At 69.5% G+C, this 23,195-nt stretch carries 17 protein-coding genes and 2 tRNA genes; 13 read left to right on the top strand and 6 right to left on the bottom strand.

What is annotated here, in order from left to right; translation table 11 throughout:
* The first annotated feature begins 63 nt into the window (after positions 1-63).
* Positions 64-705, top strand: a complete 642-nt coding sequence (locus CVV76_RS18200) for a hypothetical protein (protein WP_102226104.1) — start codon at positions 64-66, stop codon at positions 703-705.
* A gap of 60 nt (positions 706-765) precedes the next feature.
* Here CVV76_RS18200 and CVV76_RS18195 read toward each other — a convergent pair.
* Positions 766-850: transfer RNA gene (locus CVV76_RS18195), tRNA-Leu, on the bottom strand.
* Positions 851-1,091: 241 nt separating this feature from the next.
* On the opposite strand from CVV76_RS18195, the gene CVV76_RS18190 reads away from it, so the two are divergent.
* On the top strand, positions 1,092-2,372 hold the full coding sequence (locus tag CVV76_RS18190; RefSeq protein WP_102226103.1) for an META domain-containing protein: 1,281 nt from the start codon (positions 1,092-1,094) through the stop codon (positions 2,370-2,372).
* Positions 2,373-2,439: 67 nt separating this feature from the next.
* On the opposite strand, the gene CVV76_RS18185 is transcribed toward CVV76_RS18190, so the two are convergent.
* The gene (locus CVV76_RS18185; protein ID WP_102226102.1) at positions 2,440-5,535 is read right to left on the bottom strand and encodes an efflux RND transporter permease subunit; all 3,096 of its coding nucleotides are present in this window, start codon (positions 5,533-5,535) and stop codon (positions 2,440-2,442) included.
* 107 nt (positions 5,536-5,642) lie between these two features.
* Positions 5,643-6,860 (bottom strand): efflux RND transporter periplasmic adaptor subunit, encoded by a 1,218-nt coding sequence (locus tag CVV76_RS18180; protein ID WP_102226101.1) that lies wholly within the window; start codon positions 6,858-6,860, stop codon positions 5,643-5,645.
* A gap of 267 nt (positions 6,861-7,127) precedes the next feature.
* Between CVV76_RS18180 and CVV76_RS18175 the strand changes: the two genes are divergently transcribed.
* The 7 genes from CVV76_RS18175 (at position 7,128) to CVV76_RS18145 (ending at position 16,310) form a co-directional block, all read left to right on the top strand.
* The gene (locus tag CVV76_RS18175) at positions 7,128-8,903 is read left to right on the top strand and encodes an ABC transporter ATP-binding protein/permease (protein ID WP_102226100.1); all 1,776 of its coding nucleotides are present in this window, start codon (positions 7,128-7,130) and stop codon (positions 8,901-8,903) included.
* On the top strand, positions 8,900-10,600 hold the full coding sequence (locus CVV76_RS18170) for an amino acid ABC transporter ATP-binding/permease protein (RefSeq protein WP_102226099.1): 1,701 nt from the start codon (positions 8,900-8,902) through the stop codon (positions 10,598-10,600). Before CVV76_RS18175 ends, CVV76_RS18170 begins: the two co-directional genes overlap by 4 nt.
* A gap of 192 nt (positions 10,601-10,792) precedes the next feature.
* Positions 10,793-12,412 carry a cytochrome ubiquinol oxidase subunit I gene (locus tag CVV76_RS18165; RefSeq protein WP_102226098.1) on the top strand — a complete coding sequence of 540 codons (1,620 nt, stop codon included), beginning with the start codon at positions 10,793-10,795 and terminating at the stop codon, positions 12,410-12,412.
* Positions 12,413-12,425: 13 nt separating this feature from the next.
* Entirely contained in the window at positions 12,426-13,580 is a 1,155-nt protein-coding gene (gene cydB / locus CVV76_RS18160; RefSeq protein WP_102226097.1) for a cytochrome d ubiquinol oxidase subunit II, read from the top strand.
* 25 nt (positions 13,581-13,605) lie between these two features.
* Positions 13,606-13,731, top strand: coding sequence for a cytochrome bd-I oxidase subunit CydX (gene cydX, locus CVV76_RS18155; RefSeq protein WP_102226096.1), 126 nt, complete (start codon positions 13,606-13,608; stop codon positions 13,729-13,731).
* A 222-nt stretch (positions 13,732-13,953) separates the two neighbouring features.
* On the top strand, positions 13,954-15,261 hold the full coding sequence (locus tag CVV76_RS18150) for a 3-deoxy-D-manno-octulosonic acid transferase (protein ID WP_233193013.1): 1,308 nt from the start codon (positions 13,954-13,956) through the stop codon (positions 15,259-15,261).
* On the top strand, positions 15,258-16,310 hold the full coding sequence (locus tag CVV76_RS18145) for a glycosyltransferase family 4 protein (RefSeq protein WP_102226094.1): 1,053 nt from the start codon (positions 15,258-15,260) through the stop codon (positions 16,308-16,310). Before CVV76_RS18150 ends, CVV76_RS18145 begins: the two co-directional genes overlap by 4 nt.
* A gap of 59 nt (positions 16,311-16,369) precedes the next feature.
* Here CVV76_RS18145 and CVV76_RS18140 read toward each other — a convergent pair whose 3' ends face one another.
* From CVV76_RS18140 to CVV76_RS18130, 3 genes are all read right to left on the bottom strand, one after another.
* Complete coding sequence (locus CVV76_RS18140; protein WP_102226093.1) at positions 16,370-17,242, bottom strand: lysophospholipid acyltransferase family protein; 873 nt, start codon at positions 17,240-17,242, stop codon at positions 16,370-16,372.
* Between the two features lie 33 nt (positions 17,243-17,275).
* Positions 17,276-17,362, bottom strand: a tRNA-Leu gene (locus CVV76_RS18135).
* Between the two features lie 237 nt (positions 17,363-17,599).
* Entirely contained in the window at positions 17,600-19,063 is a 1,464-nt protein-coding gene (locus CVV76_RS18130; protein ID WP_102226092.1) for a peptidoglycan-binding domain-containing protein, read from the bottom strand.
* Between the two features lie 118 nt (positions 19,064-19,181).
* Here CVV76_RS18130 and lipB point away from each other — a divergent pair, with 118 nt between their 5' ends.
* The 4 genes from lipB to CVV76_RS18110 all read left to right on the top strand — a co-directional run bounded on the left by lipB (position 19,182) and on the right by CVV76_RS18110 (position 23,051).
* Positions 19,182-19,850: a lipoyl(octanoyl) transferase LipB gene (lipB, locus tag CVV76_RS18125; protein ID WP_102226091.1), complete on the top strand. Its 669-nt coding sequence runs from the start codon at positions 19,182-19,184 to the stop codon at positions 19,848-19,850.
* Between the two features lie 80 nt (positions 19,851-19,930).
* On the top strand, positions 19,931-20,344 hold the full coding sequence (locus tag CVV76_RS18120) for a c-type cytochrome (RefSeq protein WP_102226090.1): 414 nt from the start codon (positions 19,931-19,933) through the stop codon (positions 20,342-20,344).
* A gap of 491 nt (positions 20,345-20,835) precedes the next feature.
* Positions 20,836-22,506, top strand: a complete 1,671-nt coding sequence (locus CVV76_RS18115; protein ID WP_102226089.1) for a cytochrome c oxidase subunit I — start codon at positions 20,836-20,838, stop codon at positions 22,504-22,506.
* A 14-nt stretch (positions 22,507-22,520) separates the two neighbouring features.
* A complete protein-coding gene (locus tag CVV76_RS18110; RefSeq protein WP_102226088.1) occupies positions 22,521-23,051 on the top strand; it encodes a DUF2244 domain-containing protein in 531 nt (176 codons plus the stop codon).
* Positions 23,052-23,195: the final 144 nt, after the last annotated feature.

Raw genomic sequence — 23,195 nt, 5'->3', positions numbered from 1 at the left:
CTAACGCACTGGATTCGCGCAGTGAATCCTCATCACCGATATGTGCAACAAGCCCCTTCAACAATGGAAAAGGTCTGGAACGTCGCCACCCGCAGCTACGATTACCACGCGACCGGGCTCTATATCGACGGGATTGATTACGACCCCGCCGGGGCGATGAAGAAATGGGAATCGCGCGGCGGCAAGGACAAGTGCCGCAAATCCGTCGCGCAGCAGATCATCAGGGACCTGATCCAGAGCAAGGCGTCATTCGCCAAGCATCACCTCTGGCTCGAGGAGATGGAGCGCCGGATCGTCGACAAGAATGCCGCCATGGTCGAGACGGCGAAGGGCAGGCTCCGGGTCGGCCTCAAGGGCACCATCTCCTATGCCGATATCCCGGCGAAGTTCCGCCCCGGGGTCAAGACGATCATCGAATCGAAGGGCAACCACCTGTCGCGTGGCGCGCACAAGACGAACCCGGCGAACCAGGCGGGCGGCTTCGGCCAGTTCATCGAATATCACCTGGCCGCCGACAAGGAGGGCCGCGCCGTCACCGCCGTGCGGAACGGCGAGATGTTCATCTATTATTCGACGACCCATGCCGCGGCGACTTACAACTACCAGCTGGTGACGTTCCCGATCCGGCTGGACTGCATGGATACCGCGGTCGACGTGCCGCTGTCCGGCGGCAACCGGGACAAGCTGCTCGAACATCCCGCCTGATGGTGCCCCTGCCGCCACCCGAGGGGGGCGGTGTTGGGCAAGGCCAGCTCCGGGATACTGTGGTGCGGGCGGCGGGAGTCGAACCCGCACGGGCAATGCCCCAGGCAGTTTAAGTGCCATGTGTCTACCGTTCCACCACGCCCGCACGACGCAGATCGGGGCCCGGTCGGGCCTTGGGGTCTCAGTAGCCGCGCGCGGCCTTCACAACAATCCGCTTCCCGGTCGCGGGCCCGCGTTTCCGAAACCACTGTGTTTCCGCATCCACTGCTTTGCGCATCGACCGGGGCCACCGCTCCACCACGCGCGGCGGGTGCATACCCTTGCAAGGGCGCTTGGCCCCCCGCCGCAGCCTGCTATCCTGTGTCTCCGACGCCCCGGAGGATCCCATGCGCCCGACACCCGCCCGACTGGCCGCGACCGCCGCGCTGGCCGCCCTGCTGCCGGCCCTGACGATCGGCGTGCTGCCCGCCCGGGCGCGGGCCGAGGCGCAGGTCGGCCGTGCCCTGTCGGGGGCGCTGATCGCACGCGAGACGATTTTGCTGCCGAAAGGCGCCCTCATGGTGGTCGCGCTGGAAACCCTCGACGGCACGCGGATCGCCGAGACCCGGCGCCCGACCGAGGGGGCGCAACTGCCGCTGCCCTTCGCGATCCAGGGGCCAGCCAACGCGCCCATCGCACTGCGCGCCGCGGTCTTCGACGGCGGGCGGGAAATCCTTGCCAGCGCGCCCGTGATGATCAAGCCGGGGCGCGGCACCTCGATCCTTCCGCCGGTCCTCCTGACCCGCAACGAGGCGATCGGCTTCGCCAGCGCCTTCCGCTGCGGCGATACCGACGCCGAGGTCAGCTTTGCCGGCGGGTCGGCGCGCCTGATGGTCGCCGGGGCCAGCTACATCCTCACCCCCGACAAGACCGCCTCGGGCGCGCGCTATTCCGCCGCGCCCGGTGCCGACGGGAAATCGGACACCTGGTTCTGGTCAAAGGGGAACGCCGCCACGGTCCGCCTGAAGGGCAGAACCCTTCCCGAATGCCACCCCGAGATCGCGGCACCGGTCTTTCCGATCCGCGCCGGCGGCAGCGAACCCGGCTGGCGGCTGGAGATCACCGCATCGCGCATGCGCTTCACCCCGCAGGAAGGCGCGCCGCTCGACCTGCCCCTGCCCGCCCCGGATCCGATCCCCACGGGCCTGCGCTTTGCCGCCCCGGACGGCGCCCTCACCGCCGATGTCACCCGCGCGCTCTGCCGCGATGGCGCCACCGCCCTGCCGCATCCGCTTCAGGTGACCGTCACGACCGGGGGACGGACGCACCGGGGCTGCGGCGGATTGCCAGCGGACCTTTTGACCGGGGCGCCCTGGACGGTCGAGCGCGCCGCTTCGGCGCGGCTTGGGGGCATCGGGACGGAGATGCGCTTTCTCGCCAACCAGGTCTCGGGCAAGGGGCCCTGCAACCGCTTCTCCGCGCGGATCATGTTCGGCGAGGGGATGCGGATGGGCCCGGTGGCGGCGACCAGGATGACCTGTTCGAACGCCAGGATGGAAAAGGAGGCCGCGCTGTTCAACGCCCTTGGCGCGACGGATGGCTTCGACATCCGGAACGGCGAACTGCGACTTCTGGCGCGGGGGCAGGTCGTGCTTGTCGCGCGGCGTCAGACCCCGGGCCAGCCCTAGACGCCCAGCCCTCCCGAACGCCTAGCCCCCGAACGCCTACCCCCCCGGACGCACAGCCTCCAGACACCTACCCCCGTGCCGCGGCGCGCAGCTCCTGCGCGAGCCGGGCCTCCTCGGCCGCGCGGGGTTTCGAGAAACGGGCCAGCAAAAGGTAGGCCACCGGCGTGACGTAGAGCGTGGCAAGCGTCGCAAGGCCGAGGCCACCGACAATGATCCATCCCAGCGCCTGCCGCGCCTCGGCGCCCGCGCCCTCGGACAGGATCAGCGGCACGCCGCCCAGCACGGTGGAGACCATGGTCATCATCACCGGGCGCAACCGCACCGTCGACGCCTCGAAGATGGCCCGGTGCACATTGGCGCCCCGGTCGCGCAGCTGGTTCGCGAATTCTACGATCAGGATGCCGTTCTTGGCCATGATGCCCACCAGCAGCACCAGCCCGATCTGCGAATAGACGTTCAGGCTGCCCCCGGTGAGCAGCAGCGCGAAGATCGCGCAGGCAAGGCCCAGCGGCACCGTCGCCATCACGATGATCGCCGAGAGGAAGCTTTCGAACTGCGCGGCAAGCACGAGGAAGACCACCGCGATGGCGGCGGCAAAGATCGCGACAAGGCCCGAGTTCGTCTCGTTCAGCGTCGCGGCCTCGGCCATCGGGATCAGGTGGTTCTCGGGCGGCAGCACCTCGGCGGCGAGGATCAGCGCCGCCCCCCAGGCCTCGCCCAGCCCGAACTCGGGCGTCAGGCCCGCCGACATCGTCACCGCGCGCATCTGGCTTTCCCGGTCAAGCTCGGGCGCGACCGCGCGTTCCTGAAGCGTGACAAAGGACGACAGCGGCACCATCGTCCCGTCGCCCGCCTTGATGAAGATATGTTCCAGGTCCGAGGGGTCGTTCACCGGCTCGGCGGTGGACAGCATGTCGACATCGTAGGACTGGTCGCCCAGGAAGACGCTGGTCACCTTGGCGCCCTGCAGCACGGCCTGCAGCGCATCGCCCAGCCCGTTGATGTTGACGCCGAGGTCCGAGGCGCGCCTGCGGTCGATGTCGATGAAAAGCTGCGGCTGTGTGGTCTCATATCCCAGTTGCACCCGACCAAAGCGCAGGTCGGCCTCAAGCGCGACCTCCATCTTCGTGGCGGCGGTGGCAAGCTGGTCGTAATCCTGCCCGGTGATCGCGAATTTCAGCCCCGAACCGCCGCCGCGGATGCGCAGCGAGTTCGGCTGGATGGTGAACATCCGCACCCCCACGACACCCTTCGTGAGGCCATAGACCCGGGTCGCGATCTCGTTCTGGCTCAGCGCACGGTCGCCCCAGTCCGACAGCGTCATCACGATGAACCCGCTGTTCGACTGACCGCCCCGCCCGGCGATGGAAAAGACGTTCCGCACAAGGCCCTCGCGGCGCAGCGGCGCGACCCGGTCCTCGATCTCGCGCATCTTCGCGGCGGTATAGTCGAGGGAGACCCCCTGCGGCGCGCTGACCGACATCAGCAGAACCGCGCGATCCTCGCGCGGGGTAAGCTCTCGCTGGATGCCGGAGGAGACAAGCCAGGCGGTCGCCCCGAAGAGGGCGGCGACCAACAGGACGATCGCCGGCGCGGCCAGCACCACGCGCAGCGTCGCGGCATAAAGCCGGGCAAGCCCCGCCCCCAGCCGTGCCACCGGGCCGCTGCCCCCGCCTTCCCCGGCGTGCCCCTTCAGCAGGCGGCTTGCCAGCACCGGCGTCAGGGTCAGGGCGACCACGGACGAAAGCAGGACCGACATCGCCAGGGTGAAGCCGAATTCCCGGAACAGGCCGCCGGTCTGACCCGGCAGGAACGAGATCGGGATGAACACCGCGGCCAGCGTCGTCGTGGTTGCCAGCACCGCGAAGAACACCTGCTGGGTGCCCAGCACGGCGGCCGCGCGCGGGCCCATCCCCTCGGCTCGGCGGCGCACGATGTTCTCCAGAACGACGATGGCGTCGTCGACCACCATGCCGGTGGCCAGCACCAGCGCCAGCAGGGTGAGGATGTTGACGGAAAAGCCCACGATGTAGATCGCGGCCAGCGTGCCCACCAGCGCGACCGGCAGGGTCAGCGCCGGGATCAGCGTGGCGCGCCAGTCGCGCAGGAAGACATAGATTATCGCCACCACGATCAGGCAGGCCAGCACGAGCGAGCGCACCACCTCCTCGATCGCGCCCTTGATGAAGTTGGCGTCGTCCGAGGTGACGAAGATGTTCACATCCTTCGGCAGCACCCCCTTCATCTGGGCCACCGCCCGCCGCACGCCCGCCGAGATATCGAGGGTGTTCGACTGCGCCTGCCGGATGATCCCGATGCCGATCCCGGTCTGGCCGTTGGCGCGCAGGATCGAGGTGCCGGGCGCCGGCCCCATCGTCACCGTCGCCACGTCGCCAAGACGCACGTGCTTGCGCAGCACGAGGTCCTCGAACGCCTGCGCCGAGACGACCGAGGCGACGGAGCGCACGGTCAGCGACTGGCTTGCCGTGCTCAGCTCCCCCGCAGGCACGTCGAAATTCGCGTTGGTCAGCGCCGCGCGTACATCGGCCAGCGTCAGGCCCCGGCTCGCCAGCTGGCGCTGATCCACGTCGATGCGGAAGATCTCGTCCCGGTCGCCGTAAAGATTGACGTCGGCCACCCCCTGCACCGCGATCAGCCGGTCCGCAACGACGTCGTTGACCAGCTGTGTCAGCTCCGGCGCCGAGCGCAGGGCCGAGGTCACGCCGATCCGCATCACCGCGTCGGCGTTGGCATCGGCCTTGACGATGCGCGGCGCGTCCACGTCATCGGGCAGGTCGCGCTGCACGCGGCTGATCGCGTCGCGCATGTCGCTGGCCGCAACGTCGAGGTTGGTGGTCGCGCTGAACTCCACCGTCACACGGCTGCGCCCGAAGGACGACGAGGACGAGATCGACTTGACCCCCGCCACACGGCCCGCCGCGCCCTCGATGATCCCGGTGATCTCGCGGTCCACGGTCTGGGGCGAGGCCCCCTGAAGCGTCGTCGTCACGGTGATCACCGGGCGGTCGACATCGGGCAGTTCCCGCACCTCGACCCCCATCAGCGCGCCGAGGCCCGCGATCACGATCAGCGCGTTCAGCACGAAGGCGAGGATCGGGCGGCGCACGAACAGCGCGGTGCCCGAGCGCGCGGCGGCGGGCATCGCCTCCGCCCCTTCGTCGGGCGCGTGCCCCGGATCAACCGGATCAGGCGCGTGGGGATCGGGCGCGCGGGAATCAGGCACGCCCGGACCGGATGAATGGGGCGCGCTCACTGGCTGACCTGAGGGCGGGCGATTGCGGGCTGGCCCGCGCCGCCGCCGGGGCCGGCCGCCGCCTGCGCGCCGTCGCCCGCGACGATCTGCACCGCGCTGCCGGGGCGCAGCATCTGCACCCCTTCGGTCACCACCCGGTCGCCCGGCCGGAAATCGGCCCGCACCAGCACCGCATCGGCGTTGCGCTGAAGGATCTGCAACGCCAAGCGCCGCGCCTTCCCCTCCGCGACGACCCAGACGAAGGGCCCCTCTCCCGACCATTGCACCGCAAGCGGCGGCACCGTCGGCACCTGGTCGCCCGGCAGGTCCACCCGGATCGCGAAGGCCATCCCGGCGCGCAAGCGATCCTCGGGGTTGGCAAGTTCCGCCTCGACGAGGATCGTCCGGCTCGCCTCGTCCACCCGGTTGTCGAGCGCCCGGATCCGCCCCGTCAGCGCGACATCGGTGCGTGCAAGCGACGTCGCCGTCACCGACAGCCCCTCGGCCAGCTGGCCGACATAGCGTTCGGGCAGGCGGAAATCGACCAGCAGGGTCGAACGATCGTCGATCTGGGCGATCTCGCTGGACGGCGTGACCTGATCGCCCACCTCGGCCGAGATCAGCCCGACCCAGCCCGCGAAGGGGGCGCGGATCTTGCGCTGACCCAGCTCGAACTCGGCCTTGCGCACGCCCAGCTCGGCGGTGCGGACTTGCAGCTGCGCCTCCTGGATCTGCGAGATGGCGGTGGCGCCGGAGGTGCCCAGCCGCTGCTGCCGTTTCAGCGTTTCCTGCGTGTCGGCGAGGGTCAGCCTGGCCTGCTCCAGCGCGATCTTCTGCGCCTCGTCCTCGAGCTGGGCCAGCACGAAGCCGCTTTCCACCCGGCTGCCCGAGGTCGCGTTGACGGCGGTGATCTGGCCCGCGACCTGCGGCATCACGGTCACCGCCCGCAGCGCCCGCCCGTCGCCGATCGCCCGCGCGCTGTCGTTCATCAGCGCCGTCCCCACCGGGTCTGCAACGACCGCCACCGGCCCGCCCCGGGCACGTGGCCCCGCCGCCCCGCCACCCGCCGCCCCACCACCCGACGTGCCGCCCGTCGGCGCAGGCGGCAAGCCGATCAGCGCCGACACGCCGGCCCGGTCGAGCCAGGGCCGCGCCGCGGGCACATACGCCACCCACAGCGCGACAGCGCCTGTGATCACGGCCAGCGCCACGAGGGTCTGCAAAAGAATCTTCATGCGGCGTCCGTCACATGTTGCTTCACGGAGTCGTGGGCCAATCACGAGAAAATGCAAGGCCCGTGAACACTGCATACGCACGGGCCCGAGGTTTCCGTCACTTCCGCCACGCCGTTTCCGCCCAGTGCCCACACCTTGGCCCACACCGTGGCGCCATTCGGAACCCCGGTCCTACCCAGCATCCGCCCCGCGTAAGGCCTCGCCGCCGGTCGGTTGCGACCATTCGGCGCTTGATCCCCGCGTCCGGTGGGGGTACCCGCCCGGATCATGCGCGACAAACGGACCCCAGCCTCCCGCAGCGGACGCCGGCGCCGGCCCAGCGGGCCGCTGGCGGCGATCGAGGCACCTGCGCGCGCCGCCCAGGCCCGGGCGGGGCGGCTGGCGATCCTCGGCGGCCTGCTTTGGCCGGTGCAGGCCGCGCTGGTGGCCTGGGCGATCGCGGGGTGGCTGACCCACGCACCGCTGGCCCATTCCCTCGTCGCCGGAGCCGGGTTCGCGGTGGCCGGGATCCTGCGCGCCCTGCTCGACCAATGGGGCGGCGCGATCCTGTTCCGTGCGGCTGACGAGGTTCTGGCCTCGGAACGCGCCGCCGCCATCGCCCGCGAAAGCCTGCGCTCCGCCGGCGGCGTCACTGGCGGGGCGGACGGCGGCCCCTCCTCGGCCGCCCTGGGCGCCCTCGTCGCCCAGAAGCTGCCGCTCCTCGTGCCCTACCTCACCCACTATCGCCCGGCGCGGTTCCGGGTGATGGTGCTGCCCTTCGTCTTCATCGCCCTGACCGCCTGGGTCAGCTGGGTCGCCGCCCTGATCCTCGTCGTCGCGGGCCCGCTGATCCCGCTGTTCATGGCCCTCGTCGGCATGGCCGCCAAGGAGGCGAGCGCCAGGCAGATGGTCGAGATCGGCGACATGAACGCGCTTCTGATGGACCGGCTCGCCGCCCTTGCCGATATCCGGCTGCTGGACGCGACCGAACGCACCGCGCGCGATTTCGGTGCCCGGGCCGAAGGGCTCCGGGTGCGCACCATGGCGGTCCTGCGGATCGCCTTCCTGTCCTCCACGGTGCTGGAGCTGTTCTCGGCCCTCGGCGTGGCGATGATGGCGGTCTATGTGGGCTTCAGCCTGCTCGGACAGATCAATTTCGGTGCCTGGGGGCACCTCTCGGTCGGCGAGGGCATCTTTCTTCTGCTGCTGGCGCCCGAGTACTTTCAGCCGCTGCGCGACCTCGCCGCCGCCTGGCACGACAAGGCCGCCGCCGACGCGGTGGCCGAGGAACTGGCCGCCGGAGCCGCGGCCGAGGCAACGCCGGTCCTGGGAGAGGGCGCCACGGCGGCGCCCCTGCCCGGGCCACTGTCGCTGCGGGTCGAGGGCGCGGCCGTGCGGCGCGGCAGCGGCTGGGTCAGGCTGCCCAACTTCACCCTCGCGCGCGGCGAGGCGCTGGCGCTGACCGGCCCCTCGGGCGCCGGAAAGTCGACGGCGCTGGCCGCGATTGCGGGCCTCGCGCGCGCCGAGGTGGGCGAGATCACGGTCGCGGGCGCCCCGCTGACCGACGCCAATGCCGATGCCTGGCGCGCGAGGCTGGCCTGGGTCGGCCAGGCGCCACATTTCCTCGACGCCGCGCTGGCCGAGAACCTAGACCTGCGTGCAACCGGCGCCGACCCGGCCCCGGCGCTGGCCGCCGCCCGGGCCGAGGGCGTGGTCGCGGGGCTGCCCGGGGGCCTCGCCGCGCGGCTGGGCGAGACCGGCGGCGGCATCTCGGGCGGCGAGGCACGGCGGCTGACGCTGGCCCGCGCGCTGATGGCCGCGCCCGACCTCCTGCTGGCCGATGAACCCACCGCCGATCTCGACGCCGAGACCGCGCTTGCGGTGATCGCCGCGCTGATGGCGCTGAAGGCCCGGGGCACCGCGCTGATCGTCGCGACCCACGACGAGGGGCTGATCGCCGCGATGGACCGCGCGGTCGCTGTGCCCGCGCGGGGCCCGGCCCGGGCGGCGGAGGATACAGAGGCCGGGAGCCAGGCAGAAACATCGGCGGAGACGGAGGCATGAAGCCGCTCCTGACGATCTTCCGCAAGATCTGGGCCGCCGCTCCCGGCGCCATGACCCGCGGCGCGGTGCTGACCGTGGTCGTGCTGGTGGCCGGGGCCTCGCTCCTGGGCCTGTCGGGGTGGTTCATCACCGCCGCGGGCGCCGCGGGCCTGACCGCCGGCGCGCTCGACTTCAACGTCTTCGGCCCCTCGGCGGGCGTGCGCGGGCTCGCCCTCGGCCGCACCGCCGCCCGCTACGGCGAGCGCCTGCTGACCCATGACGCCACGCTGCGCGCCCTCGCGGCCCTGAGGATCGACCTGATGCGGCGGCAGACGCGGGCCGGCCTCGACACCCTGCTGCGGCTGCGAGGCGCCACCGCGCTGAACCGGATCACGGCGGATGTCGACGCGCTCGACGGGGTCGCACTGCGCCTGGTGCTGCCGCTGGCGGCCGGGCTGATCACGCATGTGCTGGCCTTCTTCCTGCTGGCCTGGCTGGTGGACGAGACCGTCGCGCTGTGGGTCGCGCTGGGGTATTTCGTCGGCGGCGCGGTGATCCTGACCGCAACCGCGCGGGCGGGGCTGCAGCCGTCGATCCGGGCCGAACGTGGCGCGCAGGCGCTGCGCCGGGCCGTGATCGACATGGGCCGCGCGCGCACCGAACTCGTGGTCTTCGGCCGGATGGAGGCGCAGCGCGGCACCGTGCTGGCGGCCGATGCCGAGACCCGCGGCGCGCTCGATGCGCTCGACCGGGCCGAGCGTCGCGCCGGTCTCGCGCTGTCGTCGGTCGCCACCCTGCTGGCGGGCGGGGCGCTGGCGATCGGCGGCGCATTGGTGAGCCGGGGCGCGCTCGATCCCGCGTCGGCGGCGCTCGGCTTCTTCGTCGCGCTGGGACTGGGCGAGATGCTCTTCGGCCTGCGCCGCGGCATGGCCGAACTGGGCCGGATGCGCGATGCCGCGGGCCGCGTGCTTGACGACGAGACAGCCCCCGGGGCTGTGGAGGAGGTGGTGGCCGAACCCTCCGCCCCCACGTCGGCCCTCACGTCGGCCCCCACCATGGCCCTCACCCCGGCAGACGGCACCGCCTTGCTTGAAATCTCGGGGCTCACCTACCGCCGCCCCGGTGCCGGGCGCCCCGTGCTCGACGCGCTGTCGCTGTCGGTCGCCGCGGGCGAGACGGTGGCGGTTTCCGGCCCCTCGGGCAGCGGGAAATCCACCCTGCTGTTCCTCTGCGCCGGCCTCCTCGCGCCCGAGAGCGGCATGATCGCGCTGGCCGGCACCCCCCTGCCCGATCTTGGCGAACGGACGCTGCGCGCGCAGCTCACCCTGGTGCCGCAGCGCGCCGCCCTGGTCGCCGGCACGATCCGCGAGAACCTCGCGCTCGCCTGCGACGATCTGACCGATGCCGAAGCCGAGGCCGCCCTGGCCGCCGTCGCGCTTTCCCACGTGATCGCCGCGAAGGGCGGTCTCGACGCGACGCTGGGCGAGGGCGGCGCGGGTCTTTCCGGCGGCGAAACCCGCCGCCTCGTCCTTGCCCGCGCGCTTCTGCGCCGACCCCGGGTGCTGCTCCTCGACGAACCGACAGAGGGCCTGGACCCCGAGACCGCCCGCGCCGTCCTCGACGGCATCCGGGCCTGGCTGCCGCAGGCCGCGATCCTGACCGCCTCGCACCGCGCGGCGGAACTGGGCTGGGCCGGGCGCGTCGTGCCCATCGCCTGATCCGCGATGCCCGACCCGCAGCGCCTGATCCGCAGCGCCTAACCCGCGACATCTTCGCCGCTCACGATCCGGTGACCAAGGTCTTGATCTGCATCAAGGTCTTACGTCAGCCTGTCCTCGTATCACCGTCTGGTCAAATTATGAGTCGCCGTCTCGCCTTTTGGGCGAGTCGGCCAAACGGAGCTACGAGACATGGATCTTACAATCGTCGATCTCTCGCGCCTGCAATTCGCGATGACGGCGCTGTACCACTTCCTCTTCGTGCCGCTCACCCTGGGGCTTTCGATCCTCGTCGCCATCATGGAGACGGTCTACGTCATGACCGGCCGTCCGATCTGGCGTCAGATGACCAAGTTCTGGGGCACGCTTTTCGGGATCAACTTCGTCCTGGGCGTGGCGACCGGCCTTACGATGGAATTCCAGTTCGGCATGAACTGGAGCTATTACAGCCACTACGTGGGCGACATCTTCGGTGCCCCCCTCGCCATCGAGGGCCTGATGGCCTTCTTCCTCGAGGCAACCTTCGTGGGCCTCTTCTTCTTCGGCTGGGGCCGGCTTTCGAAGGTGGCGCACCTTACCGTCGCCTGGCTGGTGGCGCTGGGATCGAACTTCTCGGCGCTGTGGATCCTGATCGCGAACGGCTGGATGCAGCACCCGGTGGGGGCCACGTTCGACCCGATCTCGATGCGGATGGAGATGACCAGCTTCTTCGACGTGCTGTTCAACCCCGTCGCGCAGGCGAAATTCGTGCACACCACCTCGGCCGGCTACGTCACGGCCTCGGCCTTCGTGCTGGGTGTCTCGGCCTGGTACCTGCTGCGCGGCCGGCACGTCGAGCTTGCCCGCCGCTCGATCGCGGTCGCCTCGGCCTTCGGCCTGGCCGCCTCGCTGTCGGTGGTGCTGCTGGGCGACGAATCCGGTTACGACGTGTCGCAGAACCAGAAGATGAAGATGGCCGCGATCGAGGCCATGTGGGAGACCGAAAAGGCCCCCGCCTCCTTCACCCTGCTGGGCCTGCCCGACCAGTCGGCGCATGAAACCAAGTGGGCAGTGCATATCCCCTGGGTCATGGGCCTGATCGGCACAAGGTCGCTGAACACCCAGATCCCGGGCATCGAGCAGTTGGTGGCCGAGAACGAGGACCGCATCAAGGACGGTCTGATCGCCTATGACGCGCTGATGCAGATCCGCGCCAAGGTCAAGACCGACGCGGCCAAGGGCAACTTTGCCATCCCCGCCGACCTCAAGAAGCAGTTCGAGGATCACTCGGCCGATCTGGGCTATGCGTTCCTCCTGAAGAAATACACCGACGATCCGCTCAAGGCGACGCCCGAGCAGATCAAGATGGCCGCCAACGATACGGTCCCCCCGGTGTTCCCGCTGTTCTGGGCCTTCCGCTTCATGGTCGCGCTCGGGATCAGCCTGATCGCCCTGATGGCCTATTTCTTCTGGCAGTCGAGCTTCCGCGGCCTGCGCTTCCCGCGCCCCGCGCTCCGGCTCGCCGTCTGGATGATCCCGGCGCCGTGGCTGGCCGCGGAACTGGGCTGGGTCGTGGCCGAGGTGGGGCGCCAGCCCTGGACGGTCGACGGCATCCTGCCCACAGCGCTCTCGGTCAGTCACCTGTCGGCCACCGATCTGGCGATCACGCTGGTGGGCTTCGTCGCGCTCTACTCGGTGCTCTTCATCATCGAGATGGGCCTGATGCTGAAATACATCCGCAAGGGTCCGCATGAGGACGTCGCGGAAACCGACGCCTGGATGGACCGCCACGAGAAACGCCTGACCGGCGGCGTCCTGACCCCGGCCGAGTGAGGAGTAAAGACCAATGATCCTTCACGATCTCATCTCGCTCGACGTGCTGCGCGTCCTGTGGTGGTTCCTTCTGGGGGTGCTGCTGATCGGCTTCGCGCTGACCGACGGCTTCGACATGGGGGTGGGTGCCCTCACCCCCTTCGTCGGCAAGACCGACACCGAGCGCCGCATCGCGATCAACACGATCGGCCCGGTCTGGGAAGGCAACCAGGTGTGGTTCATCCTGGGCGGCGGCGCGATCTTTGCCGCCTGGCCGCCGCTCTACGCGGTCAGCTTCTCGGGGTTCTACCTCGCGATGTTCGCGATCCTGGCCTCGCTGATCCTGCGGCCCGTGGGGTTCAAATACCGCTCGAAGCGCGACAGCGAGACTTGGCGCACCTGCTGGGACTGGGCGCTGTTCGTGGGCGGCGCGGTGCCCGCGCTGATCTTTGGCGTGGCCGTGGGCAACGTGCTGCAGGGCGTGCCCTTCCACCTGACCGATGACCTGCTGTCGGTCTACACCGGGTCGTTCTTCGGTCTCCTGAACCCCTTCGCCCTGCTGGCCGGCATCGTGTCGCTGACCATGCTTCTGATGCACGGCGCGGCCTGGCTGACGGTCAAGACCGAGGCCGGCAGCCCGGTGGCCACGCGCGCCCGGGCGATCGGGTCGGTGGCGGGCTTCGTCGCGATGGCCGGCTACGCGCTGGCCGGGCTGTGGCTCGCCTTCGGGATCGACGGCTACCACTTCGCGGCCGCGGTGCCGGCGGACATGCCGTCGAACCCGCTGCTGACCCCGGTCGACCATGCGGGCAGCTGGCTTGCAGCCTATGGCGCCCGGCCGTGGATCATCGTGGCCCCGGTCTTCGGTTTCGTCGGCATGGCGATGGCGATCCGCGGGCTGAAGAGCGGCGGCGAGGTGTCCACCCTCCTGTGGTCCAAGCTCGGCATCTTCGGCGTGATCTCTTCGGTCGGGCTGACCATGTTCCCGTTCATCCTGCCGTCCTCGACCGATCCGAAATCGTCGCTGACGGTGTGGGACAGCTCGTCCTCGCAGATGACGCTGTTCGTGATGCTCGTTGCCGCCGTGATCTTCGTTCCGATCATCCTTGCCTACACCGCCTGGGTCTACAAGGTGCTGTGGGGCAAGGTGACCGAGGCCGAGATCACCGGCGAAGGCCATTCCTACTGACTGCCCTACAGAAAGGACCGACACCATGTGGTATTTCGCCTGGATCCTTGGCCTCCCGCTGGCCGCCGGCTTTGCCGTGCTGAACGCGATGTGGCTTGAGGTGGTGCAGGACCGGCGCATGACCGGCGACACCGACGCACCGACGCGCTGACCGAAACACCGCCCCGGCCGGGATCCCCGGCCGGGGCGCCGCGCGCACCGATCCGGCCCGCGCCCAAAACTCTTCAAAGAGTTTTGCAAATTCCTTCTAAGGAATTTGGCCCCTCCCCTGCCTCGGCCTCACAGGTTTTCCGGTTTTCCCCGAACGCGAACTTTCCTAAGGTCCGCGCCGACACGGACCCCCGAGAACTCCCCAAACGGCGCCGAGACGGACATGACCACCGCGACCCCACCCAGACCGCACCGGAGCGCCCTGATGGCGCTCTACCTCGGGCTGTCGCACCTGACGCCGCCGCTTTTCCGCCGGGTCCAGACCCGCCGCCTCGCCGCCGGCAAGGAAGACGCGGCGCGCCGCGGCGAACGTTGGGGCCGAGACGACCGCCCCCGGCCCGCGGGCCCGCTGGTCTGGTTCCACGCAGCCAGCGTTGGCGAGAGCCTCTCGCTCCTTGGGCTGGTCGAGACGCTGAGGGCCGAGCGGCCGGAGATCGGCATCCTCGTCACGACCGGCACCGTGACCTCGGCCGGGCTGATGGCCGACCGCCTGCCCGAAGGTGCCGTGCATGCCTTCGCCCCCTACGACACCCCGGGCGCGATGGCCGCCTTCCTCGACCACTGGCGTCCCGATCTGGCGGTCTGGGCGGAAAGCGAGCTCTGGCCGCGAATGGTGCACGACACGTTCGCCCGTGGCATCCCGATGCTTCTAATCAACGCCCGGGTCTCGGCCGCCTCGGCGCAGGGCTGGACCCGGGCCAAGGGGCTGGTAGGCGGCATGCTGACCCGCTTCGGCGCGATCCTCGCCCAGGACGAGGAGACCGCCGGCCGGCTGACCGCGCTCGGTGCGCCGGCAGGGCGTTTGCGCGTCACCGGCACGCTGAAGGAAGATGCCACCGCCCCCGGCTGTGACCCGGTCGAACTTGGCCGTCTCAAGGCATTGCTGACCGGGCGGCCCTGTTGGCTGGCCGCCTCGACCCACCCGGGCGAGGAGGAGATCGCGGCACAGGCACATCGCGCTGCCTTCGACGCGCCGACGCTGATGATCCTTGCCCCGCGCCACCCGGAACGCGGCCCGGCACTGGCCGACAGCCTGCGCACCGACGGCTGGCGCGTCGCCCGCCGCGCCGCGGGCGAGGATCCGGGGCCCGACACGCAGATCTACCTTGCCGATACCCTGGGCGAGATGGGCCTGTGGTATCGTCTTGCCCCGCTGAGCTTTGTCGGCGGTTCGCTGGTCGAGGTGGGGGGCCACAACCCCTATGAACCCGCGGCGCTGGGGTCGGCGATCCTGCACGGCCCCCATGTCGCCAACTTCGCCCCCATCTACGCCCGGCTCGCCGCCGCGGATGCCGCGCTCGAGGTCCGGGGCGCCGACAGCCTGGCACAGGGCCTCGCCGCGCTTTCCACCCCCGGCGCCGCCGAGCAGCAGGCCGCCCGCGCGCGCACCGCCGCGCGCGAGGCCGCCGGTGCCACCCGTGCGGCCTTGGCCGCGATCCTCGACGCCCTGCCCGGAAAGACCGACGCATGACCGACGCCGCCAAGCCAGAGGTCCTCGTGACCAATTTCAACCCCCGCTACACGGGGGTGTCCTCGACCACCCGCAACGTGCTGCGCCAGACGCTGGCCGACGGGGTGAAGGCGCAGCTGGTGGGCGTGCCGCTACCCGACTGCCCCGCCCCCGTCACCCGGGCCGAGGCGATCCGCCTCTCGCGCACCCCGCCGCCGGGCCGACCCTTCACCATCTGGCATGTCCGCCGCGACCCCGAGATGCAGGTCGCGCTCTTTGCCCGCGACATCCTGCGGCTGCCGATCCGCATCGTCTTCACCTCGGCTGCCAAGCACCGCCACTCGTTCTGGCCGCGCTGGCTGATCAGCCGGATGGACGCGGTGATCGCCACCTCGGACGAGGCCGCGGCGCTGGTCCCCCATGTTCGCGTGACCGCCCCGCACGGCGTCGATTGCACCCTCTGGCACCCGGCCGAGGACCGCGCCGCCGCCTGGCGCGCGACCGGATACCCCGGTGACTACGGCATCGGCGTGATGGGCCGGATCCGGCCCGAGAAGGGATCGGACATCTTCGTCGAGACGATGATCCGCGTCCTGCCCGATCTGCCCGGCGCCACCGCGCTGCTGATCGGGCGGGTGAAGGGCAAGGATCAGGGCTTCGTCGACCAGCTCAAGGCACGGATTGCCGAGGCGGGCCTGTCCGACCGGATCCTCTTTACCGGAGAGGTCCCGACCCCCGAGATGCCTGGGCTGATCCGCGCGCTGTCGCTTCTGATGGCGGTGCCGCGGTACGAACCTTTCGGGGTGACACCTTCCGAGGGCATGGCCTCGGGCGTGCCGATCGTGGTGTCGGACACCGGCCATTTCGCAGCCTTCGCGGGCGACGGCGAGGCCGGCCGGCTGGTGCCCACCGGGGATGTCGAGGCGACGGTTGCCGCGGTCAAGGCCGTGCTGGCCGAGGGCGCACCACGGGCGCAGGCCGCAAGGGCGCGCGCCGTCGAGCATTTCAACCTGACCGGCGAGGCCGCCGCGATCGAGGGTGTGTACGAAGAGCTTTGGGCGAAGGGCTGAGCCGCGCGGGGCCTGCCGCCCCCTGCCCCGTCAGACCCCTACCGGGGTGTCCCGTCCCGCTATTGCTTCCAGCGGCGGTGGATCCAGAACCACTGGCCGAGGTGCTGGCGCACAAGTCGCTCGAGGCTGTCGTTCATCGCCTGTGTCATGACCTCGGGGTCACCATGCGGGATCGGCGCCTCGACCACGATGTCGAAATCCAGACCGTTCTCGCGCCGGATGCCGTAGGTCGGCACCACCAGCGCGTCGTATTTCAGCGCCAGCTCCGCCGCCGATAGCGCGGTCGAAGCCTCGTGGCCGAAAAAGGTCAGCGTCGCGCCGTTCTGCATCCACTGGTCCATCACGAGACCCAGCATCCCGCCCGAGCGCAGGAACTTCACCATCTCGGCCATGCCACGGCGGCCGCGCGGAAACAGCGGCTTGCCGATGCGCGAGATCGCCTCGACGTAATGATCGTTGAACCAGGGGTTGGACATCGGACGGTAGAGGCCGCCCACCCGGAATCCGCGGGCGATCAACGCTGCGCGCGACGCGTCGTAATTGCCGAAATGCCCGGTCACCAGGATCACCGGGCGGCCAGAGGCGTGCGCCTCGTCCAGCGCGGCGACGCCGGGGCCGCTGGGCTCCGACCGGGTGCAGCGCTCGACGAACTCCTGGCCGGAGTAAAGCTCGATCAGGGTGCGGCCCACGTTGTCGGGAACGGCCAGTTCCAGCCTGCGGACCTCATCCTCGGGCAGGTCGGGAAGGATCTTGTGAAGGTTGTCGCGGATCCGCCCGCGGTACCCCGCGATCCGTGCCACCAGCCGCGACAGCACCCATCCGCAGAGCGGCACGCGCACCCGATAGGGGAGGAGGAGAAGCCCGCCGATGAGAATGCGAAGCGCACGGTCCTGGACCCAGGGTCCGAACTTGCGTCCGTCAGTTGCGAGCATGAACGATTCCCGGCCGGCCGGCTAAAGGAAGGATGGTGCGGTCGAGAAGACTCGAACTTCCACGGGAGTTACCCCACAGCGACCTCAACGCTGCGCGTCTACCAATTCCGCCACGACCGCACTGCCTTGGCTTGGTGGGCCGTCTCTTAGCGGGTCGTTTGGCGGATGTGAAGGGGAATTTTCCATCGCCCGGCAGGAATTTCCCATCCGCCTCTCAGGGCGCCTGGCCCGCCCTGCCCGGGACCCCCCGGTGGGGCGCGATCGCGGGGCCCGGCGGCGGGGACGATCACGCGGAAAAGCGCCTGACCGGCCCCGGCGCCGCCCGCCAGGGGCACGGCGCCGGGTGCTTGTCCCGCGTCAGTTCTTGGCCGGCATCGCGATGCCGAAGCTGGGCAGGGCCGAGGCGCCCGCCGGCGCCGCCGCGCCCTGAGCACCATCGCCCAGGGGCTTGCCGGCAACCGTGTAGGCCGCCTTTTTCAGCAGCATCGCGCGGTCGGGCGTGTTCGGCACGATCCCCGCCGTGTCGCCCTGCCCCGCCGCGTCGATCGCGCTCTGGTACCAGCCAAGCGCCAGGTCACTGCGCCGCGTGACGCCGAAGCCGTCGACCAGATGCGCACCGACCAGTTCGGCATAGGCAGAATCGCCCAGAGCCGTCAGCAGGAGCGCCGAGCCAAGCGCGACGTCCATGTTGTCCGTCCGATACCCGACCGAAAGACAGATCTTGGCGGTGGCCTGAAGCTGCGCCGGCGCCATCCCCGTCTTCAGCGCGAAGGCCTGCACCTTCTTCAGCACCTCGGCCTCCGGCTCGATCGACACGGCCGAGATCTCATCCTTCATCGCCGGGCCGAACCCTTCGCATTGCGCGGCGATCTGCGCGGGGGTGAAGCCCTGCACCTTCTGCGCCAGATCCTCGCCGGTGGAGATGGCGTAACTGCGGGCAAGGCAGAACTGTTCGTCCAGCGCCTGCCCAGCATCCTTCATCGTTGACGAGGTGGCCATCCCGCCGTTGGCATTGGTCTGCACGCTGACCTTGTTGCAATGCGACGAGAGCGCGGCCTGACCGGACTGCGCCCCCGCCATGAAGCTGGGCAGGGCATTCGATGCGGGGGCACCCGAAAGGGGAGCAGCCGGCGCGGCGGTCGTTTCGGCCGGTGCCGGCGGCGGCGCGGCGGGCGCGGGGGCGGGCGCCGTGGCGGCGGCAGCGGGCTGCGCCACGGCGGCCAGCGTGCCCGGCGCCTCGGCCGAGAACGGGTCGCTGGACGGGGCCTGCGGCATTGCCGCCATCGAATCGCCCATGCTCTGCGTCCCGTTCATGCCGCCCATCGGCGCCCGGCCCGTCATCTCGTCGCGATAGACCAGCAGAAGGCCCCTCGGCCCCATGGGGTTCGCCGCGGCCTGCTGCATCGTCAGCGGCCCGCCCGCCATCGCCCGCTGATACGAGGTCATCAGGAACGACCGCTCGTAATCCGAGATCTGTCCGGTCGGCGGGTAGCCCATGAAGGCCTGGTAGTTCGACACCGCGGCGCGCGACTGGCTGCCCATCACACCGTCGGGCGTGCCCGCGGGAAAGCCGAAGTAGTTCAGCGCGACCTGGGTATCGCGATTGTACTGCCGCTGCGCCGAGGACATTCGCGGCGCCGGTGCGCGGTAGACGCGGTGGGTGCTGCGGTGACGGTTGCCCTCGTTCACGATGACGCCGCCGATGATGCCGCCGATCACGCCACCGACCAGCGCGTCGCCGCCACCGGCCCGGACCGTCTGCGCCGGCACGGCGGCGACCACGGAAACAAGGCACAAGGTTGCAATTCTCTTCTTGTTCATCACATCACTCCCGGAAAAGGCATTTTCAAATCGCCCCGAGTGTACCACCAGCCGCCCTCACGGGTGCGTGAAATCTCCCGGCGGTGGACGGAAGTGCCGTGGAAAAGGGATGCATCCGATGGTGGAATGGCGCAACTGGCCCGGCCTCGTGCCCTATGACGAGGCGCTGGCGGCGATGGAGGACCGGGTCGCGCGAATCGCCCGCGGCGAGGCGGACGAGGCGATCTGGCTGCTTGAACACCCGCCGCTCTACACCGCCGGCACATCTTCCCGGGCCGAGGATCTGGTGGAGCCGGACCGCTTTCCGGTTCATGTCGCGGGGCGGGGCGGGCAGTATACCTATCACGGGCCGGGGCAGCGCGTGGCCTATGTCATGCTCGACCTCAACCGCCGGGGCCGCGACGTCCGCGCCTTCGTCCACGCCCTGGAAACCTGGGTCATCGACGCGCTGGACGAGTTCAACGTGAAGGGCGAAATCCGCGAGGGCCGCGTCGGCGTCTGGGTGCAGCGCCCCGAGCGCCCTCCGGGCCCCGACGGCGCGGTGCCCGAGGACAAGATCGCCGCGATCGGGGTGAAGCTGCGCCGGTGGGTGAGCTTTCACGGCCTGTCGATCAACGTCGAGCCGGACCTGTCGCATTTCGGCGGCATCGTGCCCTGCGGCATCCGCGACCACGGGGTGACCAGCCTCGTCGACCTTGGGCTTCCGGTGACACTCGGGGATGTCGACGACGCGCTGAAGCGGACCTTCGGCCGTGTCTTTCAGGACCTTCCTGCCAAAACCGTATAATCCCGGGCTTTTCCTGACGGCCGGTATTTGGCTAGGCTCAGTCCCGGCGCGCAACCCAAGTCTTGAGGAGAAGCAGGATTATGAAGACCCAGATGCTCGCGGCGCTGGCCGCGATCGCCCTGGCCAGCCCCGCCCTGGCGGCGGGCGATGCCGCCAAGGGGGAAAAGACGTTCATGCGGTGCAAGGCCTGCCACTCGATCACCGGTGCCGATGGCAAGGCGATCGTGCGCGGCGGCAAGGTCGGCCCCAACCTGTTCGGCGTCGTCGGCCGCAAGGCGGCAAGTGCCGAGGGCTTCAACTACGGCGCGGGCATCAAGGAAGCGGCCGAAAAGGGCCTTGTCTGGAACCAGGAAGAGATCGCGGAATACGTCCAGGATCCGACGAAGTTCCTGCAGAAGTACACCGGCGACGACAAGGCGCACAGCAAGATGACCTACAGGCTGTCGAAGGGCGGCGAGGACGTCGCGGCCTATCTGGCGACCTTCTCGAAGTGATCCGCCCTGGTGGCGAAAGCGCCACCCCGGACGGATGATCATCGACACGGCCCCGCAGGACATGCGGGGCCGTTGTGTTTCGGGGCATGTTGTTTCGGGAGAGGCATCGGCGAAGCTGTGGCGCGTAGCGTGATCTTGCCCGGCGCGCCCAGCCCCGGGCGGCGCCCGCCCCTCCCCCGGGAGGGTGGATTGCAACGTCACCGCGCATGCAGGCGCCCGAGGGACGTGGCCCGATAAAGCGATGACCACATGCGACGCGACGGCACCCACCCAGGGTCGGGCGCCGCCCTTCCGTCACCCCGACCAAGACGGTTTCCCGGTCAAACCCGTCCCTGCACCCCCTTCCCGCCTTCGCCAACGGCCCGGAAACCGCTCCTGCGAACTGCACGATTGTCAGATCACGCAGAAACACACTAACATGTGAATGCAGACGACCTTCGCGTGAGGAAGGGAGACCCGCGCGAAGCGACCTCAGGGAGGGAGGGCACTTCATGGCGGATGCAGCCATCAGAGGGCACGACGCGCACGACCGGCGCAATTTCTTCACGCGCTGGTTCATGTCGACCAATCACAAGGACATCGGGATCCTCTACCTGTTCACCGCCGCGGCGGTGGGCTTCGTGTCGGTCCTGTTCACCGTCTACATGCGGATGGAGCTCATGGCGCCCGGCGCCCAGCTCATGTGCATGGAAGGGATGCGGGTGCTGCCCTCGGGCGCCGATTGCACCCCGAACGGCCACCTCTGGAACGTGATCATCACCGCGCATGGCATCCTGATGATGTTCTTCGTGGTGATCCCCGCGCTCTTCGGGGGATTCGGCAACTACTTCATGCCGCTGCAGATCGGGGCGCCCGACATGGCGTTTCCGCGGATGAACAATCTGTCCTACTGGCTCTATGTCGCGGGCACTTCGCTGGCGATCGCCTCGGTCTTCGCGCCGGGCGGGGCGAACCAGGCCGGGTCCGGCCTTGGCTGGGTGCTCTACCCGCCGTTGTCGACGCACGAGGGGGGCTATTCCACCGATCTTGCGCTTTTCGCGGTGCACCTTTCGGGGGCCTCGTCGATCCTGGGCGCGATCAACATGATCACCACCTTCCTCAACATGCGCGCGCCGGGCATGACCCTGCACAAGGTGCCGCTGTTCCCGTGGTCGATCTTCGTCACCGCCTGGCTGATCCTCTTGTCGCTGCCGGTGCTGGCGGGCGCGATCACCATGCTGATCACCGACCGCAACTTCGGCACCACCTTCTTCGAGGCCTCGGGCGGCGGCGACCCGGTGCTTTACCAGCACATCCTGTGGTTCTTCGGCCACCCCGAGGTCTATATCATCATCGTGCCGGGGTTCGGCATCATCAGCCACGTGATCTCCACCTTCTCGAAAAAGCCGATCTTCGGCTACTTGCCGATGGTCTACGCCATGGTCTCGATCGGGGTACTGGGCTTCGTCGTCTGGGCGCATCACATGTACACCGTGGGCCTCAGCCTGACGCAGCAAAGCTATTTCATGCTGGCGACAATGGTGATCGCGGTGCCTACCGGCATCAAGGTGTTCAGCTGGATCGCCACGATGTGGGGCGGCTCGATCGAGTTCAAGACGCCCATGCTGTTCGCCACCGGGTTCCTGTTCCTCTTCACCGTGGGCGGCGTCACGGGGGTGATCCTCAGCCAGGCCGCCGTCGACCGCTACTACCACGATACCTACTACGTCGTGGCGCATTTCCACTACGTCATGAGCCTTGGCGCGGTCTATGCGATCTTCGCGGGGATCTATTTCTGGATCGGCAAGATGTCGGGGCGGCAATACCCGGAATGGGCCGGCAAGATCCATTTCTGGGGAATGTTCATCGGCTCGAACCTGACGTTCTTTCCGCAGCACTTCCTCGGCCGGCAGGGGATGCCGCGGCGGATCCTCGATTACCCAGAGGCGTTCTCGCTCTGGAACCACGTGTCGTCGATCGGGGCCTTCATCGCCTTCGCCTCCTTCCTGTGGTTCATCGGCGTGGTGGCCTGGACCCTGCTGAAGGGCAAGCGGGTGACCCAGGCGAATTACTGGAACGAATACGCCGACACGCTGGAATGGACCCTGCCCTCGCCCCCGCCCGAACACACGTTCGAGATCCTGCCGCAGCGGTCGGACTGGGATCACGGCCACGGCCACTAGGGCGATGTCCGCGGATGCCCTATGAGTGGGTCAGCCGCATCGAGGGGGCTCCGGAGCGATCCGGAGCCCCCTTGCCGTCGCAGGAGGAGGCGGTGCTGCACCTCTGGCCCTACCGCTCACTGCCCCGGCGGGGCTTCGTCTGGGTCATCGGCGGAATGTCCGCCTTCCTGATGCTGCCATTGGTCGAGGTGCTGGGCACGCCGGTGCTGTGGGGGCTCCTGCCCTTCGCTGTGCTGACCGGAGGGGGGCTCTGGTGGGCGCTCGGGCGCAGCTACCGCGACGGCGAGACGATCGAGGAACTGCGACTGAGCCGCGACACGATCCGGCTGGTACGCCACAACCCCGGCGGGCCGCGGCAGGAATGGCGGGCCAACCCCTATTGGGTGACGCTGACGCTGCATCCCTCCGCCGGGCCGGTCCCCGACTACCTGACCCTCAAGGGCGCGGGCCGTGAGGTGGAGCTGGGCGCCTTCCTCGCGCCCGAGGAACGGGTGCGGCTGCGCGACGAGCTGACCGAGGCACTGGCCCGGGTACGGACGGGGTGAAGCACCAAGACGAAGGTCCTTGGGGGCCTTGGGGGGCGTTGAGGGGCCTTGGCGCGCAGGGCAGCGCCCGACCCTGGACGGGCGCTTTCCCGGCGATTGTGGTCTGCACTTTATCCTGGCACGCCCCTCCCGCGCCTGATCGCG

The sequence above is a fragment of the Acidimangrovimonas sediminis genome, from assembly GCF_002871005.1.
GTDB lineage: Bacteria > Pseudomonadota > Alphaproteobacteria > Rhodobacterales > Rhodobacteraceae > Acidimangrovimonas > Acidimangrovimonas sediminis.
The sequence above is the reverse complement of the archived record's forward strand: the minus strand, read 5'-3'. Positions and strand labels throughout refer to the sequence as shown.

Bases quoted from the DNA above. Each gene is read 5' to 3' on its own strand.
- CVV76_RS18200 (WP_102226104.1), top strand. From the start codon at position 64: ATGGAAAAGGTCTGGAACGTCGCCACCCGCAGCTACGATTACCACGCG.
- CVV76_RS18190 (WP_102226103.1), top strand. From the start codon at position 1,092: ATGCGCCCGACACCCGCCCGACTGGCCGCGACCGCCGCGCTGGCCGCC.
- CVV76_RS18185 (WP_102226102.1), bottom strand. From the start codon at position 5,535: ATGCCCGCCGCCGCGCGCTCGGGCACCGCGCTGTTCGTGCGCCGCCCG.
- CVV76_RS18180 (WP_102226101.1), bottom strand. From the start codon at position 6,860: ATGAAGATTCTTTTGCAGACCCTCGTGGCGCTGGCCGTGATCACAGGC.
- CVV76_RS18175 (WP_102226100.1), top strand. From the start codon at position 7,128: ATGCGCGACAAACGGACCCCAGCCTCCCGCAGCGGACGCCGGCGCCGG.
- CVV76_RS18170 (WP_102226099.1), top strand. From the start codon at position 8,900: ATGAAGCCGCTCCTGACGATCTTCCGCAAGATCTGGGCCGCCGCTCCC.
- CVV76_RS18165 (WP_102226098.1), top strand. From the start codon at position 10,793: ATGGATCTTACAATCGTCGATCTCTCGCGCCTGCAATTCGCGATGACG.
- cydB (WP_102226097.1), top strand. From the start codon at position 12,426: ATGATCCTTCACGATCTCATCTCGCTCGACGTGCTGCGCGTCCTGTGG.
- cydX (WP_102226096.1), top strand. From the start codon at position 13,606: ATGTGGTATTTCGCCTGGATCCTTGGCCTCCCGCTGGCCGCCGGCTTT.
- CVV76_RS18150 (WP_233193013.1), top strand. From the start codon at position 13,954: ATGACCACCGCGACCCCACCCAGACCGCACCGGAGCGCCCTGATGGCG.
- CVV76_RS18145 (WP_102226094.1), top strand. From the start codon at position 15,258: ATGACCGACGCCGCCAAGCCAGAGGTCCTCGTGACCAATTTCAACCCC.
- CVV76_RS18140 (WP_102226093.1), bottom strand. From the start codon at position 17,242: ATGCTCGCAACTGACGGACGCAAGTTCGGACCCTGGGTCCAGGACCGT.
- CVV76_RS18130 (WP_102226092.1), bottom strand. From the start codon at position 19,063: ATGAACAAGAAGAGAATTGCAACCTTGTGCCTTGTTTCCGTGGTCGCC.
- lipB (WP_102226091.1), top strand. From the start codon at position 19,182: ATGGTGGAATGGCGCAACTGGCCCGGCCTCGTGCCCTATGACGAGGCG.
- CVV76_RS18120 (WP_102226090.1), top strand. From the start codon at position 19,931: ATGAAGACCCAGATGCTCGCGGCGCTGGCCGCGATCGCCCTGGCCAGC.
- CVV76_RS18115 (WP_102226089.1), top strand. From the start codon at position 20,836: ATGGCGGATGCAGCCATCAGAGGGCACGACGCGCACGACCGGCGCAAT.
- CVV76_RS18110 (WP_102226088.1), top strand. From the start codon at position 22,521: ATGCCCTATGAGTGGGTCAGCCGCATCGAGGGGGCTCCGGAGCGATCC.